The organism is Actinomycetospora sp. CA-053990 (assembly GCF_050948445.1).
Classification (GTDB): domain Bacteria; phylum Actinomycetota; class Actinomycetes; order Mycobacteriales; family Pseudonocardiaceae; genus Actinomycetospora; species Actinomycetospora callitridis.
In genome coordinates this window covers 3,084,680-3,109,081 of the sequence record NZ_CP192043.1, presented here as the reverse complement: position 1 = coordinate 3,109,081, position 24,402 = coordinate 3,084,680, and the positions used below count along the sequence as shown (strand labels likewise).

At 74.1% G+C, this 24,402-nt stretch carries 23 protein-coding genes and 1 pseudogene; 3 read left to right on the top strand and 21 right to left on the bottom strand.

Annotated features, from left to right (window positions below; translation table 11 throughout):
• Nucleotides 1-42: 42 nt before the first annotated feature.
• From ACQPYN_RS16005 to ACQPYN_RS15965, 9 genes and pseudogenes are all read right to left on the bottom strand, one after another.
• Complete coding sequence (locus ACQPYN_RS16005) at nt 43-1,551, bottom strand: glutamate synthase subunit beta (protein ID WP_433038545.1); 1,509 nt, start codon at nt 1,549-1,551, stop codon at nt 43-45.
• Nucleotides 1,544-6,172 (bottom strand): glutamate synthase large subunit, encoded by a 4,629-nt coding sequence (gene gltB / locus ACQPYN_RS16000; protein WP_433038542.1) that lies wholly within the window; start codon nt 6,170-6,172, stop codon nt 1,544-1,546. The genes ACQPYN_RS16005 and gltB overlap by 8 nt, the downstream gene beginning before the upstream one ends.
• Before the next feature lie 237 nt (nt 6,173-6,409).
• On the bottom strand, nt 6,410-7,528 hold the full coding sequence (gene lgt / locus ACQPYN_RS15995; protein WP_433038539.1) for a prolipoprotein diacylglyceryl transferase: 1,119 nt from the start codon (nt 7,526-7,528) through the stop codon (nt 6,410-6,412).
• Between the two features lie 24 nt (nt 7,529-7,552).
• Nucleotides 7,553-8,344 (bottom strand): tryptophan synthase subunit alpha, encoded by a 792-nt coding sequence (trpA, locus tag ACQPYN_RS15990; RefSeq protein ID WP_433038905.1) that lies wholly within the window; start codon nt 8,342-8,344, stop codon nt 7,553-7,555.
• A 17-nt stretch (nt 8,345-8,361) separates the two neighbouring features.
• A complete protein-coding gene (trpB, locus tag ACQPYN_RS15985; protein WP_433038537.1) occupies nt 8,362-9,681 on the bottom strand; it encodes a tryptophan synthase subunit beta in 1,320 nt (439 codons plus the stop codon).
• A 98-nt stretch (nt 9,682-9,779) separates the two neighbouring features.
• Nucleotides 9,780-10,589 carry an indole-3-glycerol phosphate synthase TrpC gene (gene trpC, locus ACQPYN_RS15980; RefSeq protein ID WP_274195027.1) on the bottom strand — a complete coding sequence of 270 codons (810 nt, stop codon included), beginning with the start codon at nt 10,587-10,589 and terminating at the stop codon, nt 9,780-9,782.
• Nucleotides 10,590-10,629: 40 nt separating this feature from the next.
• A complete protein-coding gene (locus tag ACQPYN_RS15975; RefSeq protein WP_433038903.1) occupies nt 10,630-11,214 on the bottom strand; it encodes a Trp biosynthesis-associated membrane protein in 585 nt (194 codons plus the stop codon).
• Between the two features lie 184 nt (nt 11,215-11,398).
• A pseudogene (locus ACQPYN_RS15970) lies at nt 11,399-12,961 on the bottom strand (anthranilate synthase component I); the annotation flags it as partial.
• 272 nt (nt 12,962-13,233) lie between these two features.
• Nucleotides 13,234-14,238 carry a DMT family transporter gene (locus ACQPYN_RS15965; RefSeq protein WP_433038535.1) on the bottom strand — a complete coding sequence of 335 codons (1,005 nt, stop codon included), beginning with the start codon at nt 14,236-14,238 and terminating at the stop codon, nt 13,234-13,236.
• 74 nt (nt 14,239-14,312) lie between these two features.
• Between ACQPYN_RS15965 and ACQPYN_RS15960 the strand changes: the two genes are divergently transcribed.
• Nucleotides 14,313-15,275 carry a LysR family transcriptional regulator gene (locus ACQPYN_RS15960; RefSeq protein WP_433038532.1) on the top strand — a complete coding sequence of 321 codons (963 nt, stop codon included), beginning with the start codon at nt 14,313-14,315 and terminating at the stop codon, nt 15,273-15,275.
• On the opposite strand, the gene hisI is transcribed toward ACQPYN_RS15960, so the two are convergent.
• The 10 genes from hisI to hisB form a co-directional block, all read right to left on the bottom strand.
• Nucleotides 15,230-15,589 carry a phosphoribosyl-AMP cyclohydrolase gene (gene hisI, locus ACQPYN_RS15955; protein ID WP_433038530.1) on the bottom strand — a complete coding sequence of 120 codons (360 nt, stop codon included), beginning with the start codon at nt 15,587-15,589 and terminating at the stop codon, nt 15,230-15,232. The two genes, ACQPYN_RS15960 and hisI, sit on opposite strands and share 46 nt — an antisense overlap.
• The gene (gene hisF / locus ACQPYN_RS15950; RefSeq protein WP_433038528.1) at nt 15,586-16,359 is read right to left on the bottom strand and encodes an imidazole glycerol phosphate synthase subunit HisF; all 774 of its coding nucleotides are present in this window, start codon (nt 16,357-16,359) and stop codon (nt 15,586-15,588) included. Before hisF ends, hisI begins: the two co-directional genes overlap by 4 nt.
• 61 nt (nt 16,360-16,420) lie before the next feature.
• A complete protein-coding gene (gene priA / locus ACQPYN_RS15945; protein WP_433038526.1) occupies nt 16,421-17,155 on the bottom strand; it encodes a bifunctional 1-(5-phosphoribosyl)-5-((5-phosphoribosylamino)methylideneamino)imidazole-4-carboxamide isomerase/phosphoribosylanthranilate isomerase PriA in 735 nt (244 codons plus the stop codon).
• On the bottom strand, nt 17,152-18,393 hold the full coding sequence (locus ACQPYN_RS15940; protein ID WP_433038524.1) for an RNA polymerase sigma factor: 1,242 nt from the start codon (nt 18,391-18,393) through the stop codon (nt 17,152-17,154). The genes priA and ACQPYN_RS15940 overlap by 4 nt, the downstream gene beginning before the upstream one ends.
• A gap of 50 nt (nt 18,394-18,443) precedes the next feature.
• Entirely contained in the window at nt 18,444-18,869 is a 426-nt protein-coding gene (locus ACQPYN_RS15935) for a YciI family protein (RefSeq protein WP_433038522.1), read from the bottom strand.
• Between the two features lie 32 nt (nt 18,870-18,901).
• Nucleotides 18,902-19,336: a YciI family protein gene (locus tag ACQPYN_RS15930; RefSeq protein WP_433038520.1), complete on the bottom strand. Its 435-nt coding sequence runs from the start codon at nt 19,334-19,336 to the stop codon at nt 18,902-18,904.
• Nucleotides 19,337-19,446: 110 nt separating this feature from the next.
• The gene (gene hisH / locus ACQPYN_RS15925) at nt 19,447-20,127 is read right to left on the bottom strand and encodes an imidazole glycerol phosphate synthase subunit HisH (protein ID WP_433038518.1); all 681 of its coding nucleotides are present in this window, start codon (nt 20,125-20,127) and stop codon (nt 19,447-19,449) included.
• Between the two features lie 10 nt (nt 20,128-20,137).
• Complete coding sequence (locus ACQPYN_RS15920; protein WP_433038516.1) at nt 20,138-20,758, bottom strand: class I SAM-dependent DNA methyltransferase; 621 nt, start codon at nt 20,756-20,758, stop codon at nt 20,138-20,140.
• A gap of 1 nt (nt 20,759) precedes the next feature.
• Nucleotides 20,760-20,927, bottom strand: coding sequence for a hypothetical protein (locus ACQPYN_RS15915; RefSeq protein WP_433038514.1), 168 nt, complete (start codon nt 20,925-20,927; stop codon nt 20,760-20,762).
• Complete coding sequence (gene hisB / locus ACQPYN_RS15910) at nt 20,924-21,529, bottom strand: imidazoleglycerol-phosphate dehydratase HisB (RefSeq protein WP_433038512.1); 606 nt, start codon at nt 21,527-21,529, stop codon at nt 20,924-20,926. Before hisB ends, ACQPYN_RS15915 begins: the two co-directional genes overlap by 4 nt.
• 112 nt (nt 21,530-21,641) lie before the next feature.
• Between hisB and ACQPYN_RS15905 the strand changes: the two genes are divergently transcribed.
• On the top strand, nt 21,642-21,896 hold the full coding sequence (locus tag ACQPYN_RS15905; RefSeq protein ID WP_274186805.1) for a hypothetical protein: 255 nt from the start codon (nt 21,642-21,644) through the stop codon (nt 21,894-21,896).
• Here ACQPYN_RS15905 and ACQPYN_RS15900 read toward each other — a convergent pair whose 3' ends face one another.
• The gene (locus tag ACQPYN_RS15900) at nt 21,897-22,520 is read right to left on the bottom strand and encodes a dihydrofolate reductase family protein (protein ID WP_433038509.1); all 624 of its coding nucleotides are present in this window, start codon (nt 22,518-22,520) and stop codon (nt 21,897-21,899) included.
• 101 nt (nt 22,521-22,621) lie between these two features.
• On the opposite strand from ACQPYN_RS15900, the gene ACQPYN_RS15895 reads away from it, so the two are divergent.
• Nucleotides 22,622-23,122, top strand: coding sequence for a winged helix-turn-helix transcriptional regulator (locus ACQPYN_RS15895; protein ID WP_433038507.1), 501 nt, complete (start codon nt 22,622-22,624; stop codon nt 23,120-23,122).
• A 157-nt stretch (nt 23,123-23,279) separates the two neighbouring features.
• On the opposite strand, the gene ACQPYN_RS15890 is transcribed toward ACQPYN_RS15895, so the two are convergent.
• Complete coding sequence (locus ACQPYN_RS15890) at nt 23,280-24,401, bottom strand: histidinol-phosphate transaminase (protein ID WP_433038505.1); 1,122 nt, start codon at nt 24,399-24,401, stop codon at nt 23,280-23,282.
• Nucleotide 24,402: the final 1 nt, after the last annotated feature.

The window sequence follows — 24,402 nt, the reverse complement described above, 5'->3', positions numbered from 1 at the left end:
CGCGCGCATAGAAGCAGCGAACAGCGCGTTCGCTGCAACCCCTCAGGCGCTCAGGGGCAGCGCGCCCGGGTGCAGGGGCGCCGGGAGGTCGGTCGTGCCGTCGGGGTCGAGGTAGCGGTCGACGGCCGCGGCGGCCGAGCGGCCCTCGGCGATCGCCCACACGATCAGTGACGCCCCGCGGTGGGCGTCGCCGCAGACGAAGACGCCGGGCGCGTCGGTCTGCCAGTCCGAGCCGCAGCCGACCGCGCCCTTGGGGTTGCGCTCGATCCCGAGGGCGGGCAGGAGCGCCCGGTCGTCGGGGCCCGTGAAGCCGATGGAGAACAGCACGAGGTCGCACGGCATCTCGTGCACCTCCTCCGAGGTCGGCACGACCTCCCGCCGGCCATCGGCGTCCCGGCGCACCTCGACCGAGGAGAGCTCGACCGCCCGGACGTGGCCGCGCTCGTCGCCGACGAACCGGCGCACGGCGGTGGCGAACAGGCGCTCGCCGCCCTCCTCCAGCGCCGGCGGCGTCCGGAACACGTACGGCCAGGTCGGCCACGGCGACGACGAGTCCTGCCGGGTCGTCGGCGGCGGGGGGTACTGGTCGAGCTGGTGGACGGCGAGCGCGCCCTGGCGGGTCGCGGTGCCGTAGCAGTCCGCCCCCGTGTCGCCGCCGCCGATGATGACGACGTTCGCCCCGCGGGCGTTGATCGGCGACGGGCCGTCGCCCTCGCACTCGCGGTTGGCGGGCACCAGGTACTCCATCGCCAGGTGCACGCCGTCGAGGTCGCGGCCCTCGATCGTGCGGTCGTCGCGGCCCTCGAGCGCGCCGACGGCGAGCACCACGGCGTCGTGCTCGCCCTGCAGCCGCTCCACGGGCAGTGCCGCCGTCCCGACCTCGCAGTTCGTCACGAACCGGGTGCCCTCGGCGCGCATCTGGTCGAGCCGGCGGTCGAGCTCCCACTTCTCGAACTTGAACTCCGGGATGCCGTAGCGCATGAGCCCGCCGAGGCGGTCGTCGCGCTCGAAGACGGTGACGTCGTGCCCGGCGCGCGTGAGCTGCTGGGCCGCCGCGAGCCCGGCGGGCCCCGACCCGACGACGGCGACGCGACGCCCGGTGCGGTTGCTCGGCATCTGCGGGACGACGTGCCCGTCGGTCCACGCGGCCTCCGCGATCGACCACTCGACGCGCTTGATCGCCACCGGACCCGGCTGGCTGGTGATCGACAGGACGCAGGCCGCCTCGCACGGCGCCGGGCACAGGGCACCGGTGAACTCCGGGAAGTTGTTCGTGGCGTGCAGGCGCTCGCTCGCGCGGTCCCACTCGCCCCGGCGGACGAAGTCGTTCCACTCCGGGATGAGGTTGCCCAGCGGGCAGCCGGCGCCGCCGGAGTGGCAGAACGGGATGCCGCAGTCCATGCACCGCGCCGCCTGGGTCTGCGTGCCCTCGCGCGTCGCGGGGTCGGTCAGCGGCGCGTAGAGCTCGTGCCAGTCGGTGCGGCGCTCCTCGACCGGACGCTTGGGGTTGTCCTCACGGGAGTACTTGAGGAACCCGCGTGGGTCAGCCACCGGCCGCCACCTCCATGATCACCTCGTGGGGGTCGCGCCCCTCGGTCTGGGCCCGCTGGGTCGCGTCGAGGACGCGCTGGAAGTCGTCGGGCATCACCTTCGTGAACCGCGGCACGGCCGCCGCCCAGTCGTCGAGCAGCGCCGCCGCCCGCGGCGACCCGGTGAGGTCGCGGTGGCGCTCGACGACGCCGCGCAGCCAGTCCGCGTCCTCGTCGTCCACCTCGAGCAGCGACACCATCTCGGGGTTCACGCGCACCTCGGGCAGGTCGAGGACGAAGGCGATGCCCCCGGACATCCCGGCGCCGAGGTTGCGGCCCGTCGTGCCGAGCACGACGACGCGGCCGCCGGTCATGTACTCGCAGGCGTGGTCGCCGGTGCCCTCGACGACGGCCAGCGCCCCCGAGTTGCGGACGCAGAACCGCTCGCCGACCTGGCCGCGCAGGAACACCTCGCCCCCGGTGGCGCCGTAGGCGATGACGTTCCCCGCGATCACGTGCGTCTCGTCGACGGTGCCGGCGAAGGGCGCGTCGTCCGAGGGCCGCACGATCACCCGGCCGCCGGACAGGCCCTTGGCCAGGTAGTCGTTGCTGTCGCCGACGAGGTCGAGCGTCATGCCCGGCGGCAGGAACGCCCCGAACGACTGCCCGGCGGACCCGGTGAACTCGACGTGGACCGTGTCGTCGGGCAGGCCGGCGTCGCCGTAGCGGCGGGTGATCTCGGCGCCGGTGAGGGTCCCGACGGTGCGGTTGACGTTGCGCACCGGCATCTCGAGGCGCACCGGCGTCGCGTCGGACAGGGCGCCCTCGGCGAGCTGCATGAGGGTGCGGTCCAGGGCCCGGTCCAGGCCGTGGTCCTGGGCGCGCGTGCGGATGCGGTCGGTGGGCGCGCCCTCGGGCACGTCGGGGACGGTGAACAGCGGCGTCAGGTCGATGCCCCGGGCCTTCCAGTTGTCCACCGCCTCGGCGGCGTCGATCAGCTCCGCGTGCCCGATGGCCTCGTCCAACGTGGCGAAGCCGAGCTCGGCGAGGTACTCGCGGACCTCCTCGGCGATGAACCAGAAGAAGTTCTCCACGAACTCCGGCCTGCCGGTGTAGCGCTTGCGCAGCTCCGGGTTCTGGGTCGCGACGCCCACCGGACAGGTGTCGAGGTGACAGACGCGCATCATGATGCAGCCGTTGACGATCAGCGGCGCCGTCGAGAACCCGTACTCCTCGGCCCCGAGCAGGGCGCCGACGATGACGTCGCGGCCGGTCTTCATCTGGCCGTCGACCTGGACGGTGATGCGGTCGCGCAGCCCGTTGATCATGAGCGTCTGCTGGGTGTCGGCCAGGCCGACCTCCCACGGCGCCCCGGCGTGCTTGAGCGAGGTCAGCGGCGCCGCGCCGGTGCCGCCCTCCCACCCGGAGATCAGCACGACGTCGGAGTGCGCCTTCGCCACGCCCGCGGCCACCGTGCCGACGCCGACGGACGCCACGAGCTTGACGTGGATCCGCGCGTGCTCGTTGGCGTTCTTGAGGTCGTGGATGAGCTGTTTGAGGTCCTCGATGGAGTAGATGTCGTGGTGCGGTGGCGGCGAGATCAGGCCGACGCCGGGTGTGGAGTACCGCACCTCGGCGATCCACGGGTAGACCTTCTGCCCCGCGAGCTGGCCGCCCTCGCCGGGCTTCGCACCCTGGGCCATCTTGATCTGGATGTCGGTGCAGTTGACGAGGTACTCGCTGGTGACGCCGAACCGGCCGGACGCGACCTGCTTGATCGCGGAGCGCTTCGACGGGTCGTGGAGCCGGACCGGGTCCTCCCCGCCCTCGCCGGTGTTCGACTTGCCGCCGATGTTGTTCATCGCGATCGCGAGGTCGGTGTGCGCCTCCGCCGAGATCGACCCGTACGACATGGCGCCGGTGGCGAAGCGCTTGACGATCTCGGTCGCCGGCTCGACCTCGTCGATCGGGATCGGGGTCCTGTCCTCGGTGCGCAGCCGGAACATCCCGCGCAGCGCGCCGCCGGAGGAGATCAGCCGGTTGACCTCGGCGGTGTAGCGCTGGAACACGTCCCACTGCTTGGTCCGCGTGGAGTGCTGCAGCAGGAACACCGTCTCGGGGCTGAACAGGTGCAGCTCGCCCTCGCGGCGGTAGGCGTACTCGCCGCCGACGTCGAGGGCTCGGTACGCCCGCTCCCCCGGGTTCTCCGGGTGCGCCTGCCGGTGGCGCTCCGCGGTCTCGCGGGCGACCACGTCGAGCCCGCCCCCGCCGAGCTTGGACGAGGTGCCGGTGAAGAACTCGTCGACGAACTCCTGCGAGAGCCCGACGGCCTCGAAGACCTGGGCCGCGGTGTAGCCCGACACCGTGGAGATGCCCATCTTCGACATCACCTTGCGGACGCCCTTGACCAACGCCTTCACGTAGTGGTCGATGGCCTCCGGGCACTCGATGTCCTGCAGCCACCCGCTGGTGATCATGTCTTCGATCGACTCGAAGGCCAGGTACGGGTTGACCGCCGCGGCGCCGTAGCCGAGCAGCAGCGCGATGTGGTGCACCTCGCGGGCGTCGCCGCACTCGACGACGAGGGCGGCCTGGGTGCGCTCTCGGGTGGCGACGAGGTGGTGGTGCACCGCCGAGACCAGCAGCAACGCCGGGATGGGCGCCCACTGCGCGTCGGAGTCGCGGTCGGAGAGCACGAGGATGCTCTTGCCGGCGCCGATCGCCTCGGATGCCTGACGGCGCACGCGGTCGAGGGCGTCGGCCAGGGCCCGCTCGCCGCCGTCGACCTCGTAGAGCCCGGAGATCACCGTCGCGGCGAAGCCGTGCATGTCGCCGTCGTCGTCGATGTGGATGAGCTTGGCGAGGTCGTCGTTGTCGATCACCGGGTCGGGCAGCACGACCTGCCGGCACGAGGCGGGGCCGGGGTGGAACAGGTTCTGCTCCGGTCCGATCGCCCGCGTCATCGAGGTGACGAGCTCCTCGCGGATCGCGTCGAGCGGCGGGTTGGTCACCTGCGCGAAGAGCTGGACGAAGTAGTCGTAGAGCAGCCGGGAGCGCGCCGACAGGGCCGCGGTGGGGGTGTCGGTGCCCATCGACCCCAGCGGCTCCGCGCCGGTGGTGGCCATCGGCGCGAGGAGGACCCGCAGGTCCTCCTCGGTGTAGCCGAAGGTCAGCTGCCGGCGGACGACCGATGCGTGGGTGTGCACGATGTGCTCGCGCGGCGGGAGGTCGTCGAGGTGCACCAGCCCGGCGTGCAGCCACTCGCCGTAGGGCGCCTCGGCGGCGAGCTCGCTCTTGAACGCGTCGTCGTCGACGATGCCCGCAGAGCCTTCCCCCGTCGCTGCGCTCGCCCCGGAGCGGGTGTCCACGAGGAACATCCGCCCCGGCCGCAGGCGCCCCTTGGCCAGCACCCGCGACGGGTCGACGTCCAGCACCCCGGACTCGCTGGCCAGCACCACGCGGTCGTCGTCGAGGTGCCACCAACGCGCCGGGCGCAGGCCGTTGCGGTCGAGCGTGGCGCCCATGAGCGTGCCGTCGGTGAACGTCACGCACGCCGGGCCGTCCCACGGCTCCATGAGGCTCGCGTGGAAGCGGTAGAAGTCGCGCTGGTCGGTCGGCATCTCGGCGTGGTTCTCCCACGCCTCGGGCATCATCATCATCACCGCGTGCGGCAGCGGCCGGCCGCCGAGCTCGAGGAGCTCGAGCACCTCGTCGAAGCTCGCCGAGTCCGAGACGTCCTCCGGGCACACCGGCATCGCGCGCTGGAGGTCGCCGGGGAACAGGTCGGTGGCGAGCAGCGCCTCGCGGGCCCGCATGCGGTTGCGGTTGCCGCGGATCGTGTTGATCTCGCCGTTGTGCGCCATCACCCGGTACGGGTGGGCCAGCGGCCAGCTCGGGAAGGTGTTGGTGGAGAACCGGCTGTGCACCACGGCGATGGCGCTGACCAGGCGCTCGTCGCGCAGGTCGGGGAAGAACAGCGGCAGCTGGTCGGTGGTCAGCATGCCCTTGTAGGTCATCGTGCGGCTGGACAGCGACGCGATGTAGAGCCCGCAGCCCTCCTCGGCGGACTGGCGCTCCGCGCGCTTGCGCACGATCCAGGCGAGGCGGTCGAGCTCGATCCCCGCGGCCTGCCGGTCGGGGGTGGCGACGACGATCTGCGCGAAGTGCGGCATCGCGCCACGGGCGACCGACCCGACGTCGGCGCCCTCGGGGTCCACCGGGACCTCGCGCCAGCCGAGGACGTCGAGGCCCTCCTCGGCGACGATGCGCTCGAGCAGCGAGATCGCCTTGGCGCGGTCGTCGGGGTCGGCGGGCAGGAAGGCGAGGCCGGTGGCGTACGCCAGGACCGGCGCGCCGCCGTCGGGCGACGTCCTGGGCTCGGGCAGCGCGAAGTCGACCGTGGCCCGCAGCAGCGCGTCGGGCACCTGGAGCATGATCCCGGCGCCGTCCCCGCTCGTCGGCTCACTGCCGGCGGCGCCCCGGTGGTCGAGGTTGTGCAGGACGACCAGGGCGTCGCGGACGATCGCGTGGGCGGCGACGCCGCGGGTGTTCGCGACGGCGCCGACCCCGCAGGCGTCGTGCTCGTACGCGGGGTCGTAGAGCCCTTGCGGGCCCGGGGCCGAGCCGGCCTTCGACACAGGCATCTCGTGCCTCCTCGTCGTCGCGCGGGTGGTGGAGACCCGGGGACGACGGTGGCCCAGGATGGATGACGGCGTTGCCACCCGCCGCGCGGCCTGCGAGCGGCGGGTCCGTGGGTCGAACCCGGTGGGGAGGGTGACGGGCACGGATAACGGCGGCGCCGGACCCCGACGTCCTGCGCGGTGCGTGCCCGATCCTAGTCCGTCAGCGGGCGCGTGGCAGGCCCGCCCGTGAGGTGTGCGTCAGCTCGTGGCGCGCGACGGAGGCTCCGCGGGCGCGTCCTGCTCGCGTTCCTGCTCCGGGTCGGCGGGCTCCGCGTCGACGCTGCTGGCGTTCGACGCCCCGCCCTTGCCGCCGGCCTCGGCCGCGGACGACTTCTCCTTCGAGCGCGCCTCGACCTCGTTGTCGGCGCGCTGGTCCTCGTCGGGATCCCCGGTGCTGTTGGTGCTGGCCACGGAGCCTGGCGTACCCGGGTCCCCGTCGCCCGAACCGGCGGCGTCACGGCCGAAGACCTCGCGGGGGCGGCCACGGTTCACGATCATGTAGATCACCGCTCCGACGAACACCACGGCGGCGACGACCACGTTGATCCGCACGTCGCCGAAGACGCGGGTCGCCGGGTCGGTGCGCAGGAGCTCGATGACGAAGCGCCCGGCGGTGTAGCCCGCGACGTAGAGCGCGAACGCGCGGCCGTGCGACAGCCGGAACCGCCGGTCGGCCCAGACGACGAGCGCGGCGACCGCGAGGTTCCAGAGCAGCTCGTAGAGGAACGTCGGCTGCACGACCACGATCGGCGTGGTGTCGACGGCGACGCCGGTGAGGTTGTCCGGAGCGCCCGTCGAGGGGTCGATCCGGCGGTAGATCTCCAGCCCCCACGGCAGCGTCGTCGGCGCCCCGTAGAGCTCCTGGTTGAACCAGTTGCCCAGGCGGCCGATGGCCTGCGCGGTGACGATGCCCGGCGCGGCGGCGTCGGCGAACGCCGTCAGCGGGATGCCGCGGCGCCGGCAGCCGATCCAGGCGCCGACCCCGCCCAGCGCGATCGCGCCCCAGATCCCGAGCCCGCCCTGCCAGATGAACAGCGCCGCGATCGGGTTCCCGCCGGGGCCGAAGTACGTCGGCCAGTCGGTGGCCACGTGGTAGAGCCGCCCGCCGACGAGGCCGAAGGGCACGGCGTACACGGCGATGTCGGTGACCGTGCCCGGCTCACCGCCGCGGGCGACGAAGCGGCGCTCGGTCCAGAGGATCGCCACGACGATGCCGGCGATGATGCAGAGCGCGTAGGCCCGCAACGGGATCGGCCCGAGCTCCCAGACGCCCTGCGGCGGGCTGGGCAGGTAGGTGGGCAGGGCCGCGGCAAGCACGGCCGCCACGCTATCTGCCGTGGGTCAACGACCGGTGTGCTGGCCCCGCACGCCGGCGGCGAGCTCGGTGGTGAGGCGGGCGACGGCCGCCCGGCCGTGCTCGGCGGCGCTCACCAGGGCGGAGCCCACGATGACGCCGTCGGCGAAGGTCGCGACCTCGCCGGCCTGGGCGCCGTTGCGCACGCCCAGCCCGACGCCGATCGGGAGGTCGGTGTGCGTCCGCGCCCGCGCGACGAGGCTGGTGGCGGTGTCCGAGACCGCGTCCCGGGCGCCCGTGACACCCATCGTCGAGGCGGCGTAGAGGAAGCCGCGGGTGGCCGCCGTGGTGGACGCGATCCGCTCGTCCGACGACGACGGCGCGACGAGGAAGATCGGGGCGAGGCCCTCGCGGTCGGCGGCGGCGAGCCAGCCCCCGGCCTCGTCGGGCACGAGGTCCGGCGTGATCACACCGAGCCCGCCGGCCGCCGCCAGGTCGCGGGCGAAGGCGTCGACGCCGTAGCGCAGCACCGGGTTCCAGTAGGTCATCACCACGGCCCGCCCGCCCCGCTCGGCGAGCTGCTCGACGATCGCGAGGGTGTCGCGGACCCGGACCCCGCCCTTGAGCGCGGCGTCGACGGCGTGCTGGATCACCGGGCCGTCGAGCACCGGGTCGGAGTAGGGCAACCCGACCTCGACGAGGTCGGCGCCCGCGTCGAGGGCCTGCGTGAGCAGCCCGAGCGAGCCCTTGATCGTCGGGTAGCCCGAGGGCAGGTAGGCGATCAGCGCGGCGCGGTCCTCGGCCTTCGCAGTGGTGAAAACCTCGGCGAGGCGGGTGATGCCGGTGCCGGTCGTCGTCACAGCTCCCGCTCCCCGCTCGCGACGGCCCCGTCGGCGTCCTCGGCCGGCGGCGGTTCCTCGGTGGGCAGCGACTCGGGGTCGACCACCCCGAACCAGCGCGCGGCGGTGTCGACGTCCTTGTCGCCCCGGCCGGAGAGGTTGACCAGGATCGTGGCCTCCGGACCGAGCGTCGTGCCGAGCCGGATGGCCCCGGCGATCGCGTGGGCCGACTCGATGGCCGGGATGATCCCCTCGGTGCGACACAGGAGCCGGAAGGCCTCCATGGCCTCGGCGTCGGTGACGGGCTCGTAGCTCGCGCGCCCGGAGTCGGCGAGGAACGCGTGCTCGGGGCCGACACCCGGGTAGTCGAGTCCCGCCGAGATCGAGTGCGTCTCGAGCGTCTGGCCGTCCTCGTCCTGCAGCAGGTAGGACATCGCGCCGTGCAGGGCGCCCGGGGTGCCGCCGGTGATCGACGCGGCGTGCCGGCCGGTCTCGACACCGTCACCCGCGGCCTCGTAGCCGATGAGCCGGACGTCGGCGTCATCGAGGAACGGGTGGAAGATCCCGATGGCGTTCGACCCGCCGCCCACGCACGCGACGACGGCGTCGGGCAGGCGCCCGTACGCGGCGAGCACCTGCTCGCGGGCCTCCAGGCCGATGACGCGGTGGAAGTCGCGCACCATCATCGGGAACGGGTGCGGCCCGGCGGCGGTGCCGAGGATGTAGTGGGTGTGGCCGACGCTCGCGACCCAGTCGCGGTAGGCCTCGTTCAGCGCGTCCTTCAGCGTGCGCGAGCCAGTGGTGACGGGCACGACCTCAGCGCCGAGCAGCCGCATGCGGGCGACGTTGAGCGCCTGGCGCTCGGTGTCGACCTCGCCCATGTAGACCATGCACTCGAGGCCCATGAGCGCCGCCGCGGTCGCGGTGGCCACGCCGTGCTGGCCCGCGCCGGTCTCGGCGATGACCCGGGTCTTGCCCATCCGCTTCGTGAGCAGCGCCTGACCCAGCACATTGTTGATCTTGTGCGAGCCGGTGTGGTTGAGGTCCTCGCGCTTGAGCAGGATGCGCGCCCCGCCCGCGTGCTCGGAGAGCCGGCGCGCGTCGGTGACCGGTGAGGGACGGCCGGCGTAGTCGCGCTGCAGGCGGTCGAGCTCGGCGAGGAACGCCGGGTCGTGGCGCGCCTTCTCGTACTCGGCGGCCACCTCGTCGACCGCGGCGATGAGCGCCTCGGGCATGTAGCGCCCGCCCCAGCGCCCGAAGTGTCCGGTGTCGTCGGGTTCGTGCGTGGTCCCGGCGAGGCCCTGGCTGGCCGTGCTCGCCGTGCTGGCCGACGTCATCGTGGAGCTCTTCCTGCGGGATGTGCGGGGGTCGTCGGCGATGCTACGAGGCAACGCGACGAAGAATCAGCGCGACCGGTATTCAGGGCGAAAGGGATTCAGCGTGCCGGCTTCGGGCACGCGGGGTGCGACCCCGCGGTGACCAGCTGGCGCACCGCCGCCCGCGGGTCCTCCGCCGTGGCCATCGACTCGCCGACGAGCACGGCGTCGGCACCGTGGCCGGCGTAGGTCATGAGGTCGCCGGGCCCGCGCACGCCCGACTCGGCGACGCGCAGCACCTCGCCGGGCAGGCCGGGGGCGATCCGGCTGAACACCGAGCGGTCGACCTCGAGGGTGTGCAGGTCGCGGGCGTTGATGCCGACGAGCTTGGCGCCGGCACGCAGCGCCATGTCGGCCTCCTCCTCGTTGTGCACCTCGACCAGCGCCGTCATCCCGAGGGAGTGCACGCGGTCGACGAGGGCGTCGAGGGCGTTCTGCTCGAGCACCGAGCACATGAGCAGGACCAGGTCGGCGCCGTGGGCCCGCGCCTCGTGCACCTGGTAGGTGCCGATCACGAAGTCCTTGCGCAGGATCGGGATGTCGACCGCGGCCCGGACGGCGTCGAGGTCGTCCAACGAACCGCCGAAGCGCCGCTGCTCGGTGAGCACGCTGATCACCCGCGCGCCGCCGTCGACGTAGCGGCCGGCGAGCCAGGCGGGATCGGGGATCTCGGCCATCGGGCCCCGGGACGGGCTCGCGCGCTTGATCTCCGCGATGACACCGATGCCGGGGCCCTGCAGCGCGGCGAGGGCGTCGAGGGCCGGCGGTGCGGCCGCTGCGAGGTCCTTGACGGCCGCGAAGGGAACGGCGGCTTCGCGGGCGGCGAGGTCGGCCCGAACCCCGTCGAGGATCTCCTCCAGGACGCTCACGCCGGGTCTGCCCCTTTCCCCCGTCCGAGTTCGCTCCATGTTAACCCGCTGCCCCTTCCGTGCTGCCCACCCCGTCGGGAGGGCCGGAGCCCTGCCTGCGGGAGGGATTCGGCGCTGGTTCGGCCGAGGGATCGTGGGTCGGTTCCCGTGTCGGGTCCCGGCCGTCGTCGAGCGCCTCCCACAGCGCCCGGTCCGGGTCGGCGGGTGGCACGCGTGGCGCGTCCCTGCCGCCCGGGGCGTCGTAGCGCGCGCCCATGCGCGGCAGGACCGCGGCCCACCGGGCGGCGAGCAGACCCGCCGCCAGCATGAGCAGACCGCCGACCACGCCGACGATCGGGCCCGCGGGCACCGCCTCGGCGGGCAGGGGCCGGTCGCCGGGACGCAGGCCGACGGGCAGCGCGGTGGCCGTCGGGGCGACGAGTCCCACCACGCCCCGCAGCACCGCCCAGAGGCCGGCGACGGCGACGAGGGTGCCGACGACCCGCCGGCCCCACCCCGACGTCGCGAGGAGCCCACCGACCGCGGCGAGGCACAGGAGCGCCCACGGCACGAGGATCGGTTCGGCGCTGGCGCCCTCGGCGGTGTTCGTGCGGGGCGCCGGGAGGCCGTCGATCACCTGGCTCACCCACGTGGCGCGCGACGACCCCCACAGCACGGCGGCCGCGACCACGAGCAGCACGACGACGAGCCCGAGCAGGCGCGCCGGGGCGTGCCCGCCGGCGGGCGGGTGCGGCGCCGCCGCGCTCACGGCGCCGCCGGAGGGGATCGGCGAGCGGGACCGTGGCGGTGCCGTTCGAACCCGTGCCCGACGGCGCCGCGAGCGTGCCCGCGGCGGCGACGGCGGCCAGGACCGCGCGCGCCTTGTTGACGCACTCGGTGTCCTCGGCGACGGGGTCGGAGTCCGCCACGATGCCGCCGCCGGACTGCACGTGGGCGACGCCGTCGCGCAGCAGGCCCGTGCGGATGGCGATCGCGGTGTCGGCGTCGCCGGCGAAGTCGAGGTAGCCGACGATGCCGCCGTAGAGCCCGCGCCGGGTGGGCTCGAGCTCCTCGATGATCTCCAGCGCCTTCGGCTTCGGCGCGCCCGAGAGCGTGCCGGCCGGGAAGCACGCGGCGACGGCGTCGAACGCGGTGCGCCCGGCGGCGAGGCGCCCCGTGACCGTGCTGACGAGGTGCATCACGTGGCTGTAGCGCTCGATCTCGAAGAAGCGGCGCACCGTCACCGTGCCCGGCACGCACACGCGTCCCAGGTCGTTGCGGCCGAGGTCGACGAGCATGAGGTGCTCGGCGCGCTCCTTCTCGTCGGCGAGGAGGTCCTTCGCCAGCAGCGTGTCCTCCTCCGCGTCCGCCCCCCGCCAGCGCGTGCCCGCGATGGGGTGCGTGGTGGCGACGCCGTCCCGGACGGTGACCAGCGCCTCGGGGCTCGACCCGACGATCTCGAAGGGCCGGCCGTCGGCGTCGGCGAGCCGCAGGAGGTACATGTACGGGCTGGGATTGGTCATCCGCAGCATCCGGTAGATCTCCATCGCGTCGGCCGACGTCTCGGTCTCGAAGCGCTGGGAGAGCACCACCTGGAACGCGTCGCCGGCGCGGATTCGCTCCTTGGCGACCTCGATCGCGGCGTGGTGCTCCTCGGGCGAGCGGCGCCGCCGCACCGTCGGAGGACCGGCGGGCGCGTCGACCGAGGCGACCGTCGACGGCGCGGGCGCCCCGAGCTCGGCGGTCATGCGGTCGAGCCGGGCGAGCGCGTCGTCGTAGGCCGCGTCAGCCCGCTCGGGGCTGTCGTCCCAGTTCACCGCGTTGGCGATGAGCGTGACGGTGCCCTCGTGGTGGTCCAGCGCCGCGACGTCGGTGGCGAGCAGCATGACCATCTCGGGCAGCTGGAGGTCGTCGGTGGCGTGCTCCGGCACGCGCTCGAGCCGGCGGACCGCGTCGTAGCCGACGTAGCCGACGAGCCCCCCGGTGAGCGGCGGCAGGCCGGGCAGCGGGTCGGTGCGCAGGCGCTGGAGCGTCTCGCGCAGGACGACCAGCGGGTCGTCCGAGTGCGCCTCGTCGTCCGGGCCGCCGGGCAGACCGACCGGCACCTGCCCGGTCCACACCGCGCGGCCGTCGGCCTCCGTGAGCGTCGCGGCGCTGCGCGCCCCGACGAAGCTCCAGCGCGACCACGACTCGCCGTGCGCCGCGGACTCGAACAGGAACGTGCCGGGCCGCCGGCCCGCGAGCTTGCGGTAGAGCCCGACGGGCGTCTCCCCGTCGGCCAGCAGCCGCCGCGTCACCGGGATGACGCGGTGGTGCGCCGCCAGGGCGTGGAACCCCGCGCGATCGGGTACGACCGCGCCGAGCGGGGCGGCGGAAGGGTCGGAGACGGCCACGGCCCCATTCTGGCCCCCGGCCCCGACAGCCCCCGGCAACCGGGTCCGCGGTCGCGCGCGGGGCAACCCGTCGGAGCGAACGGGCGGTTCGCTGCTTCTATGCGCCGGAACTCCCCGTTGATCGGTGCGGGGGCCGCGGCTCTGTCGGACGAGGGGCACGTTCGGCAGGGGTGCCTGCCTGATGACCATGCGCAACGTGCCCGTCGCGGAGGACCCGACTTGTGCAGCGAACGCGCCGTTCGCTGCTTCTACGCGCGCGAAGTCCCCGTCGATCACCGACGAGGGGTCGCGGGGGTCTCCGGTCCTTGCACGTCGGCGTCCGGCGTCGGCTCCCCGGCCGGCGCCGTCGGCGTGGCCCGGGTCCGCGCCGCCACCGCCACGGCGCCGAGGACGACGGCGCAGCCGACGAGCTGGAGCACCCCGGGCACCTCGGCGAGGACCAGCGCGCCGAGCAGCACGGCGCCCACGGGCTGCAGCAGGAGGATCGAGGCGCCGGTGGAGGACGCGAGGCGCGGCAGCGCGGACGCGATGAGCACCCAGCCGACGACCTGGCCGACCACCGCCAGCACGACGAGCCACATCAGGGAGCGCGCGTCCGGCGCGAGGTCGACGCCCTGCCAGAACGAGCCGACGGCGAACGACGTCACCGCGGCCCCGACGGTGGCGATTGCGACCGGGGTGAACCGCTGGCCCGGGCCGGCGCCGAGGCGCACGAAGAGCAGGTAGCCGGCGTAGGCGGCCGCGGCGATCAATGCGGTGACCGTGCCGCGGACCGGGGCGACGCCCGTCACCGCCTCCGGGTCGCCGAGGAGACCGCCGGCCAGCGCGACGCCGACGAGCATCACGGGGACGGCGAGCACGAACGTGCGGCGCACCCGCTCGCCGAGGACGAGGAACGCGAGCAGCGGGAGGATCACGACCTGCACGTTGACCAGCACCGTCGACACCCCGGCCCCGACGGCGTGCACGGACTCCGCCCACAGCGTCATGTCGAGGCCGAGCAGCGCGCCGCCGACGAACAGCACGACCGGACGGTTGCCCGTCGTGGGCGACGACCGCAGGCGGCGCCGCCGCTCGAGCAGCGCCAGCGGTACGAGCAGCGGGAGCGCGAGCGCGCAGCGGAAGAACGTCGCGGTGCCCGGGGTGACGTCGGCGAGCGCGATGAAGATCGGCGAGAACGCGATGCAGAGGCTGCCGGCGACGGCGACCAGACGCGGGTCGACGCGGGGCACGATCGAGGGACCGGCCGGGGCGGGGCCGACGAGGGAGCGCGTCACGCCCTCGATCGTCGGTCCGATGACCGTTGAGGACCAGCGAGGTTTCCTGCCTCGAACTCGTTAGAGTCGCTACCGTGTTCGCCCTCGACCGGCTCCGGGCCCTCGACGCCCTCGCGACGCACCGGTCGGTGGCCGGCGCGGCGGCCGCCCTGCACCTCACGCCGTCGGCGGTGTCGCAGCAGCTGGCGAAGCTCGACCGCGAGGCGGGCGCGGTGCTCACCGAGCCGGCCGGGCGGGGACTGCGCCTCACGCCCGCGGGCCGGATGCTCGCCGAGCACGCCGCGGACATCCTCGCCCGCGTCGCCGCCGCCCGGCTCGACCTCGACCGGCTGCGCGACGAGGTCGTCGGCGAGCTGCGGATCGGCGCGATCCCGACGTCGGTGCACGCCCTCGCGCCGGCCGCCCTCGCCCGCCTCCGGGCGACCTACCCGGACCTGCGGGTCGCGCTCGCCGACGGGGAGGCCGAGGAGACCGTGCCGGCCGTCCTGGCCGGCGACCTCGACCTGGCCGTCGTCGAGAACTGGGACGGCTCGCCCGCCCCCGTCCCGGCCGGCACCTCGCGCGCCCGTCTCTGCGACGACGTCATCGACCTCCTCCTGCCCGCCGACCACCGCCTCGCCGGTCCGGGACCGGTGGACCTCGCCGAGGTCGACGACCTCGACTGGGTCGCCGACGGCGTCCACACCCGGGCGGGCGCGTGGCTGCTCCAGACCCTGCGCCGGGCCGGACTCCAGCCGCGGGTGACGTGCCAGGTCTGCGGGTTCGGGATGCACGTCGAGCTGGTCGCGGGCATCGGGGTCGCGGGGCTGGTCCCGCGCCTGGCCCGTCCCCCGCTCCCGCCGGGCGTCGTCGCGGCGACGACCACGCCGCCGCTGCGCCGCAGCATCGACGCCGTGTGGCGCACCGACCGCGGGACCGCGGCGGTGCGGGCCGCGGTCGCGACGTTCACCGACGTCGCCGCCGAACGCGACGCGGCCCAGGAGAGGCCGGCTCAGGCCTCGGGGCCGAGCAGCTGGTCGGCGTCGAAGCAGGTGTGATCGCCGGTGTGGCAGGCGGCGCCGGACTGGTCGACCAGCAGCAGGACGGTGTCGCCGTCGCAGTCGAGGCGCACCTCGACGACCTTCTGGACGTGTCCCGACGTCGCACCCTTGATCCACAGCTCGTCGCGCGAGCGGGACCAGTAGGTGCCCTCGCGGGTCGCGATCGTGCGCGCCAGGGCCTCGTCGCTCATCCACGCGACCATGAGGATCTCGCGGGTGTCGTGCTGCTGGGCCACCGCGCAGACGAGGCCGTCGGGGGTGCGCTTGAGCCGCGCGGCGATGGCGGGGTCGAGCGTCCAGGTCTCGCTCATCGGACCTCCACCCCCTCGTCGCGCAGCGAGTCCTTGACCTCACCGATCCGCATGATCCCGAAGTGGAACACGCTCGCCGCGAGCACCGCGTCCGCCCCCGCCGCCACGGCAGGCCCGAAGTGCTCGACGGCGCCCGCTCCCCCGCTGGCGATCACCGGCACGTCGACGAGCGAGCGCACCTTGCTGATCATCTCGAGGTCGAAGCCGGCCTTGGTGCCGTCGGCGTCCATCGAGTTCAGGAGGATCTCGCCGACCCCGAGCTCCTGGCCGCGCTGCGCCCACTCCAGGGCGTCGATGCCGGTGCCGCGGCGACCGCCGTGGGTGGTGACCTCGAAGCCCGACGGCGTCGGCTGCCCGTCCGCGGGCACGCGCCGGGCGTCGACCGACAGGACGATGCACTGCGAGCCGTAGCGGCGGCTGGCCTCGCCCAGGAACTCCGGGCGGGAGATGGCGGCGGTGTTGATGCCGACCTTGTCGGCTCCGGCGCGCAGGAGCTTGTCGATGTCCTCGTTCGTCCGCACACCGCCGCCGACCGTGAGCGGGATGAACACCTGCTCGGCGGTGCGCCGCACGACGTCGTAGGTGGTCTCGCGCTCGCCCGAGGAGGCGCTCACGTCGAGGAAGGTGAGCTCGTCGGCGCCCTCGGCGTCGTAGAGCCGGGCCATCTCGACGGGGTCGCCGGCGTCGCGCAGGTCGACGAAGTTGACGCCCTTGACCACCCTGCCCGCGTCGACGTCCAGGCAGGGGATCACGCGGACGGCGACACCCATACCGTTCAGCCTAACCGCGTCCCCCGTGAGTGATCTTCCCGGCTATAGCCGGGAACTTCACTCACGTACGGGTCGTCGCCAGCGCCTCGGCCAGGGTGAAGTTGCCGGCGTAGAGGGCCTTGCCGACGATCGCGCCCTCGACCCCCTGGTCCGCGAGACCGTTGAGGGTCCGCAGGTCGTCGAGCGACGACACCCCGCCCGACGCCACCACCGGGCGGTCGGTGCGCGCGCACACCGCCTCGAGCAGCTCGGTGTTTGGCCCCGTGAGCGTCCCGTCGCGGCCCACGTCGGTGACGACGTAGCGCGCGCAGCCCTCGGCGTCGAGGCGGGCGAGCACGCTCCAGAGGTCGCCGCCGTCGGAGACCCAGCCGCGCGCCGCGAGCCGGTGGCGCCCCTCGGAGATCTTGACGTCGAGGCCCACGGCCACCCGGTCGCCGAACTCCGCGATCGCCGACGCGCACCAGGCGGGGTCCTCGAGCGCCGCGGTCCCGATGTTGACGCGCCGGCAGCCGGTGTCGAGCGCCCGGCGCAGCGAGGCGTCGTCCCGGATGCCGCCGGACAGCTCGACCTTGATGTCGATCTTCTCGACCACCGAGGCGAGCAGCTCCGCGTTGGACCCGCGCCCGAAGGCGGCGTCGAGGTCGACGAGGTGCAGCCATTCCGCGCCGTCGGCGGCCCAGGCCCGGGCCGCGTCGAGGGGGTCGCCGTAGCCGGTCTCGGTGCCAGCGACGCCCTGGACGAGGCGGACGGCCTGTCCGTCGACGACGTCCACGGCGGGCAGCAGGTCGATGGTCACGGCGCGCGATCGTAGCCAGCGGCGCTGGAGGACCCGAGCAGAGCCGCCTTCCGGCGCTCCAGCAGCTCCCGTTCGGCGACGGTGCGGACGAGATCGAGGGCACGCTCGATCTCGGCGACGGCCTCGTCGACGCGGCCCAGCGTGGTGAGCATGTCGGCGCGCACGGCCGGCAGCAGGTGGTAACCGGCGAGCGTCGGCTCGCTGCTCAGGGGCTCGAGCACCGCGAGCCCGGCCTCCGGGCCCTCGGCGCGGGCGACGGCCACGGCCCGGTTGAGCTCGATCACCGGGGACGGGGTGAGCGCCGCGAGCTCGCCGTAGAGGGCCGCGATCGCCGCCCAGTCGGTCTCGTCGGTGGACCGGGCGCGGGCGTGGCACGCGGCGATCGCCGCCTGGAGCACGTAGCGCCCGCGACGCCCATCCGCCTCGGCGCGGGCCAGCGCGGCGAGACCACGTCCGAGCAGCACGCGGTCCCAGCGCGCGCGGTCCTGGTCGCCCAGCAGCACCGGCTCCCCCGACGGCCCGACGCGCGCCCGCAGGCGCGAGGCCTGCAGCTCCATGAGCGCCAGGAGCCCGTGCACCTCGGGTTCGTCGGGGGCCAGGGCGGCGAGGACGCGACCGAGGCGCATCGCCTCGACGCACAGGGACGGGCGCGTCCAGTCGACCCCGGTGGTCGCCGCGTAGCCCTCGTTGAACACGAGGTAGATCACCTCGAGCACCGCGCCCAGCCGGGCCGCGAGCTCGTCGCCGACGGGCACGGCCAGGGCGTCGGGCCCCACGCCCGCCAGCCGCTTCTTCGCCCGCGAGATCCGCTGCCCGATCGTCGGCGACGGCACGAGGAACGCATGGGCGATCTCGTCGGTGGTCAGGCCGCCGAACAGTCGCAGGGTGAGCGCGACCCGGGACTCGCGGGCGACCGCCGGGTGGCAGGTGGCGAAGAGCAGCGCGAGGACGTCGTCGCCCACCGCCGCCGCCCCGTCCCCGACCGCCGCGTCCGCGGCCGGCGCGGCGCCCGGCTCGTCGAGCAGCTCGGTCTTGCGCGCCAGGTTCTGCTCGCGCCGGATCACGTCGATCGCGCGGCGCCGCGCGGTGGCCGCGAGCCACGCGCCGGGGTTGTCGGGGACCCCGTCGCGCGGCCACTGCTCCATGGCCGCGACGAGCGCGTCGTGGGCGAGCTCCTCGGCGAGGCCGACGTCGCGCACGACCCGCGCGACGCCGGCCACGATCCGGGCGGACTCCATGCGCCACACCGTCTCGAGGACGGCGTAGGGGTCCGTGGCGGTCGTCGTCCTCAGCTCCCGTGCTGCTGGGTCTGGCGCGCCCGCAGCTCCTTCTCGGCGTCGAGCACCTCCTGCGGCGCGAGCCCCTCGAAGTCCTCGGCCTCGGTCACGCGGCGCACCTCGAGGCGCTCCCCGTCCCGGAACGGCGCGCGCTTGGCCCAGGACAGGGCCTCCTCGAGCGAGTCCACCTTGAGGATCCAGAACCCGCCGACCAGCTCCTTGGCCTCGGTGAACGGACCGTCGCTGACGGTCGGCTCCTCGCCGTCGAACGTGACCGCGGCGCCCTGCGAGCTGGGGGCGAGGCCCTCACCGGCGAGCAGCACGCCGGCGTCGACCATCGCGGTGTTGAACCGGCCCATCTCCTCGAACATCGCGGGGTCCGGGGGCGTGTCCTTCTGGGCGTTCTCGTCGTACTTGAGCAGCAGCATGAAACGCATCGGGGATCTCCTGGTCCGTCTCGGTGGGTCGGTCAGGCCTGCTGGCGCTCAGCGATCCGCTGGCGCAGGGTGGTCTCGGCGTCGAGCAGCTCGGCAGGCGCGACACCCTCGAACTCGGCCATCTCCGGGATGCGGCGGACCTCGAGCGTCACGCCGGGGCCGATCGGGCAGCGCCGCGCCCACTGCACGGCTTCCTCGCGGGACGCGACCTCGAGCATCCAGAACCCCGCGACGAGTTCCTTGGCCTCGGTGAACGGGCCGTCGGTGACGCTCGGGCCCTCGCCGTCGTGGGTCACGAGGAACCCCTCGGAGCTGGGCGCCAGGCCCTCGGCGGCCAGCAGGACGCCGGCGTCCACGAGTTCGGTGTTGTACCGGCCCATCGCCTCGAAGGCCTCCTCGGCCGGCGGGGCGTCGGCCTCGCCGATCCTCATCGACTCGGGGGCCTGCATGATCAGCATGTAGCGCATCGGTCGCTCCTCGCGGCTCGTCGACGGGGCACTCTGCCCCGCCGCTCGCCCACGCGTCGAACGGCTCCGGGGTTCTTCGACACGGTGGTCGGGAATTCTCGGGAGAATTCTCAGCGGAGTGCGCCGAGCCAGTTGGTCAGCAGCTCCGCGCCCGCGTCGCCCGACTTCTCGGGGTGGAACTGGGTGGCCGACAACGGCCCGTTCTCGACGGCGGCGACGAAGTCCTCCCCGTGGTGCGCCCACGTGACCCGCGCCGGCCGGAAGTGCTCGGGCGCCTCCTGCTCCCAGCGGCGCACCGCGAAGGAGTGGACGAAGTAGAAGCGGGTGGCCGGGTCCATGCCGGCGAAGAGCACGCTGTCCTGCGGCGCCGACACCGTGTTCCACCCCATGTGCGGAAGCACGTCGGCCTGCAGCTTCTCGACGGTCCCGGGCCACTGCCCCGCGCCCTGGGCCTCCTCGCCGAACTCGACCCCACGCTCGAAGAGCACCTGCATGCCCACGCAGATGCCGAGCACCGGGCGCCCGCCCGCGAGGCGCTGCTCGATGAGGCGCTCGCCGGACACCGAGCGCAGGCCCGCCGCGCAGGCCGCGAACGCCCCCACGCCGGGCACGACGAGGCCGTCGGCGGCGAGGGCCGCGCGGTGGTCGGCGGTGACCTCGACGTCGGCGCCGACCCGCTGCAGGGCCCGTTCGGCCGACCGGAGGTTGCCCGAGCCGTAGTCGAGCACGACGACGCGCGGCGAGCGGGTGCGGGCGGGGTTCTCCGTGGTCGACGGGGACGAGGTGGTCACGATCGCCAGGCTACCGAGGCACCTGGAGCACGAGCAGGCGTCCCGGACCGTCCGGGTCGGGCCCGTCGGCGCCCGCGACGGGGCTCGCGTACCCCTGCTCGGCGAGCGCGGCGACCTGGGCGTCGTACCCGCCCTCGATCCACGTGTCCTCGGGGATCGCGGCCACCACGTACCCGCCGGCGACGGCGGCCCGCGCGAAGCCGGTGAGGGCGCCCGGCCCGAGGTGGCCCGGGACGAGGGCGCCGACGCAGGTGACGACCCCGAACTTGGCGCGGGCGCCCGGCACGCCGCGACTCAGGTCGGCGGGGCCCAGGTCGTGGTAGACCCGCCGCCGCCGGGCCTGGCGGATCATGCCGCGGGAGAGGTCGAGGCCGTCGAGCGAACCGAACCCGCGGGCGGCGAGCGCGGCGCCGATCAGCCCCGTCCCGCACCCGGCGTCGAGGACGTCGGTGCGCGGGTCGACGATGTCGGCGACCCGGGCGGCGACGCGCTCGGGCCCGGCGTGCCCGAGGAGCGCCGCGACCTCCTCGCCGTCGTACGTGGGCGCCCAGTCGTCGTAGAGGCGGCGGACCTCCTCGACCTCGCCCGCCGCGAGGACGGCCGCGAGCCGATCCTCGACGTCGGTGGCCACCTCAGGCGCCGGGCACGAGACGCAGCACCGCGGCACCGAGCGCCAGCACCGCGAGCACGGCGCACACGACCGCGCCGAACTTGTTGCGCGACCAGAAGCTGACCACGCCGCCGACGAGGAACCCGGCGAGCGCGAGCAACCCGACGATCAGCAGGTCACCGGAGTTCACGACTCCAGGACACCCTTGGTCGACGCGGGGCCCTCGAGACGCGGGTCGGGCTCGGTCGCAGCACGCAGGGCGCGGGCGAGCGCCTTGTACTCGGCCTCGGTGATGTGGTGGGGGTCGCGACCACCGGTGACCCGCACGTGCAGGGCGATGCCGGCGTGGAAGGCGATCGACTCGAAGACGTGGCGGTTGAGCACCGTGGGGTAGTTGCCGCCGACGACGAACCCGGCCATGGACTCGGGCTCGCCGGTGTGCACGCAGTAGGGCCGGCCCGAGACGTCGACGACGGCCTGCGCGAGCGCCTCGTCCATCGGGATCCAGGCGTCGCCGAACCGCCGGATGCCGGACTTGTCGCCGAGCGCCTGCTTGAGCGCCTGCCCGAGCACGATCGAGACGTCCTCGACGGTGTGGTGGGCGTCGATGTCGACGTCCCCGGTCGCCCGGACCACCAGGTCGAGCGCGCCGTGCTTGCCCAGCGCGTCGAGCATGTGGTCGAAGAAGGGCACGCCGGTGGCGACCTCCGTGTGCCCCGTGCCGTCGAGATCGATCTCGACGAGCACGCTCGACTCCTTGGTCACCCGCTCCACGCGTCCCGTTCGCCCCACGTGCCCAGGCTACGCACCCTGGTCAGGAGCACGCTGCCACCCCGAACGGCCGATCGTGCTGGTCCCTCCTGTCACCTAGCGTCGACATGGTCGCCTGACAGGGGGAGTTCACGTGACGACGACGACCTGGCTGATCGTGATCGGGGTCGTCCTCGTCGTGCTCTACGTGTGGTCGGTGTTCCACTGGCCACGGCAGCGCTGCCGCAAGTGCTACCCCGCCGCCGGGCGGGACTTCGGCCCGCTCCCCGGGTCCTGGACGTTCCGGAGGTGCCGGCGCTGCAACGGGCGGGGCTGGCACGTGCGGCGCATGCGTCGCCTCCTCGGCGGACCCCTCGACGACGGCGCCGGGGTCTACCAGGGCCCCTAGCTACCGGCGCACGACCCGCGCGTGGACGTTCCCGCTCTCGCCCGGGACCAGCGCCTCGACCCGGTACCCCGCGGGCAGGGCGTCGAGTCCCTCGAAGAGCCGCTCCCCCGCACCGGCGAGGATCGGGACGATCACGAGGTGCATCTCGTCGACGAGCCCCTCGGCGAGGAACGCCCGCACGGTGGACGCGCCGCCGCCGAGCCGGACGTCCGCCCCGCCGGCGGCCTCGGTGGCCTGCGCGAGGACCTCGGTCGGGGTCGCCTCGACGAAGTGGAAGGTCGTCCCGCCGTCCATCGGCAGCGAGGGACGCGGGTGGTGGGTCAGCACGAAGACGTCGTGGCCGTAGGGCGGGGTCTCACCCCACCAGCCGCGCCAGCTCTCGTCCGGCCACTCCCCGCGGATCGGGCCGAACATGTTCCGCCCCATGATCGTCGCCCCGATGTCCTCGCTGCCGGCCAGGAACTCGGCGTGGTCGACCCCTGCGCCCTCGCCGCGGAACGACGCGGACATCCACTCGTGGAGCCCGTCGACGCCGTCGCCGAACGGGGCGTCGACCCGCTGGTCCGTCCCGGCGGCGAAGCCGTCGAGGGTGAGCGTGAACGCGTGGACACGCAGGCGGGCCATGACATCCTCCCGGACTCGATAGTGGTTGCAGTTCACAACTGGTTGAGGGGAAGGTAATGACTTCCGGTGGTAAGTTGCAACCACTCTCACCGGGAGGTCGGATGCGACAGGACGGGCGATCGGGCTGCCCGATCAACAGGGCGGTCGAGGCGCTCGGCGACTCGTGGACGCTGCTCGTGCTGCGCGACATCGTCTTCGGCGGGCGGCGCCACTTCCGCGAGCTGCTCGCGAACTCCGAGGAGGGCATCGCCTCGAACATCCTCGCCGACCGGCTCCAGCGCCTCGTCGCCGACGGCATGCTCACGCGCGACGACCCGGGCCGCGGCCGGCGCGCCACCTACAGCCTCACCGAGTCCTCGATCGCGCTCGTGCCGGTGTTCGCCGCCCTGGGCTCGTGGGGTCGTCGCCACCGCGAGACCACGGAGGAGCTCGCCGTGCGCGCCGAGCTGCTCGAGGACGGCGGCCCGGCGATGTGGGAGGACTTCATGGCCGAGCTGCGCGTGACCCACCTCGGCGCGCCGGACCCGCCCCACCCCCGCGAGCCGGTGCTCGCCCGCCTGCGCGCCGCCCGCGACGCGGCCCGGGAGCGCGCGGCCGGCTGATCGTGGGGCACGAGAGGCACGTTGCGCATGATCGACGGGTCCGGGCGCCTGCCGAACGTGCCCCTCGGCGCGACCTCTCCATTTCGATCTCCCGACAGTGCCGGCAGTGCACGAACGCTGAGCGCACTCCCGAGAGATCGTTCTGGAGAGCCCCGGATCAGGCGCGCAGGACGTCCGCGCTGACCTCGAGGAACCGGTCGTTCTCCTCCGGCGTCCCCACCGTGACCCGCAGCATCCCCGGGATGCCGACGTCGCGGACGAGGACGCCGGCGTCGAGGTAGGCCTGCCAGGCCGCGTGGGCGTCGCCGTGCCGGGACGGGAACCCGCCGTAGAGCAGGAAGTTCGCGGTGCTCGGCACGACCCTCGCGCCGAGGTCGGTGAGCGCCGCCGCGATCCGGTCGCGCTCGCGGGACAGGGTGGCGACGAGCGCGAGGGTGTCGTCGGCGTGCTCCAGCGCCGCGAGCGCCGCGGCCTGGGTCAGGGCCGAGAGGTGGTAGGGCAGCCGGACGAGCATCAGCGCCTCGATCACCGCCGGGGCGGCCGCGAGGTAGCCCAGCCGGCCGCCGGCGAAGGCGAACGCCTTGGACATCGTGCGGCTGACCACCAGCTTGTGGCCCAGCGGCTCGAGCAGCTCGACGGCCGAGGGACCGGACGAGAACTCGACGTACGCCTCGTCGACCACGACGAGCCCGGGGGCGGCCTCGGCGATGGCCCGCAGCTCGTCGAGCTCCACCGACTGGCCCGTGGGGTTGTTCGGCGTCGTCACGAACAGCACGTCGGGCTGCTTCTCCGCGATCACGCCGACCGCCTGGTCCGCGTCGAGCGAGAAGTCGTCGCGCCGAGGCGCGGGCACCCACTCGGTGCGCGTGCCGGCGGCGAGGATCGGGTGCATCGAGTACGACGGCTCGAAGCCCAGGGCCGTGCGCCCCGGCCCTCCGAAGGCCTGCAGGAGCTGCTGGAGCACCTCGTTGGAGCCGTTGGCCGCCCAGAGGTTCTCGGTGGTGAGCCGGACGCCGGTGGCGCGCGTGAGGTAGGCGGCCAGCGCCGCGCGCAGGGCCGTGTGGTCGCGGTCGGGGTAGCGGTTGAGGGTCGCGGCGGCCTCGCGGGTGGCGACGGCCACGCTCTCCACCAGGGCCGGCGGCGGCGGGAACGGGTTCTCGTTGGTGTTGAGGGCGACCGGGACCTCGAGCTGCGGCGCGCCGTAGGGGCTGCGTCCGCGCAGGTCGTCGCGCAGCGGCAGGTCGTCGAGGCCGACCCCGGCACCGATCACGTCGGACAAC

Coding starts and splice junctions, on each gene's coding strand:
- gltB (WP_433038542.1), bottom strand. CDS start 6,172: ATGCCTGTGTCGAAGGCCGGCTCGGCCCCGGGCCCGCAAGGGCTCTAC.
- trpB (WP_433038537.1), bottom strand. CDS start 9,681: ATGACGTCGGCCAGCACGGCGAGCACGGCCAGCCAGGGCCTCGCCGGG.
- hisI (WP_433038530.1), bottom strand. CDS start 15,589: ATGAGCGAGACCTGGACGCTCGACCCCGCCATCGCCGCGCGGCTCAAG.
- hisF (WP_433038528.1), bottom strand. CDS start 16,359: ATGGGTGTCGCCGTCCGCGTGATCCCCTGCCTGGACGTCGACGCGGGC.
- ACQPYN_RS15940 (WP_433038524.1), bottom strand. CDS start 18,393: ATGGAGTCCGCCCGGATCGTGGCCGGCGTCGCGCGGGTCGTGCGCGAC.
- ACQPYN_RS15935 (WP_433038522.1), bottom strand. CDS start 18,869: ATGCGTTTCATGCTGCTGCTCAAGTACGACGAGAACGCCCAGAAGGAC.
- ACQPYN_RS15930 (WP_433038520.1), bottom strand. CDS start 19,336: ATGCGCTACATGCTGATCATGCAGGCCCCCGAGTCGATGAGGATCGGC.
- ACQPYN_RS15900 (WP_433038509.1), bottom strand. CDS start 22,520: ATGGCCCGCCTGCGTGTCCACGCGTTCACGCTCACCCTCGACGGCTTC.
- ACQPYN_RS15895 (WP_433038507.1), top strand. CDS start 22,622: ATGCGACAGGACGGGCGATCGGGCTGCCCGATCAACAGGGCGGTCGAG.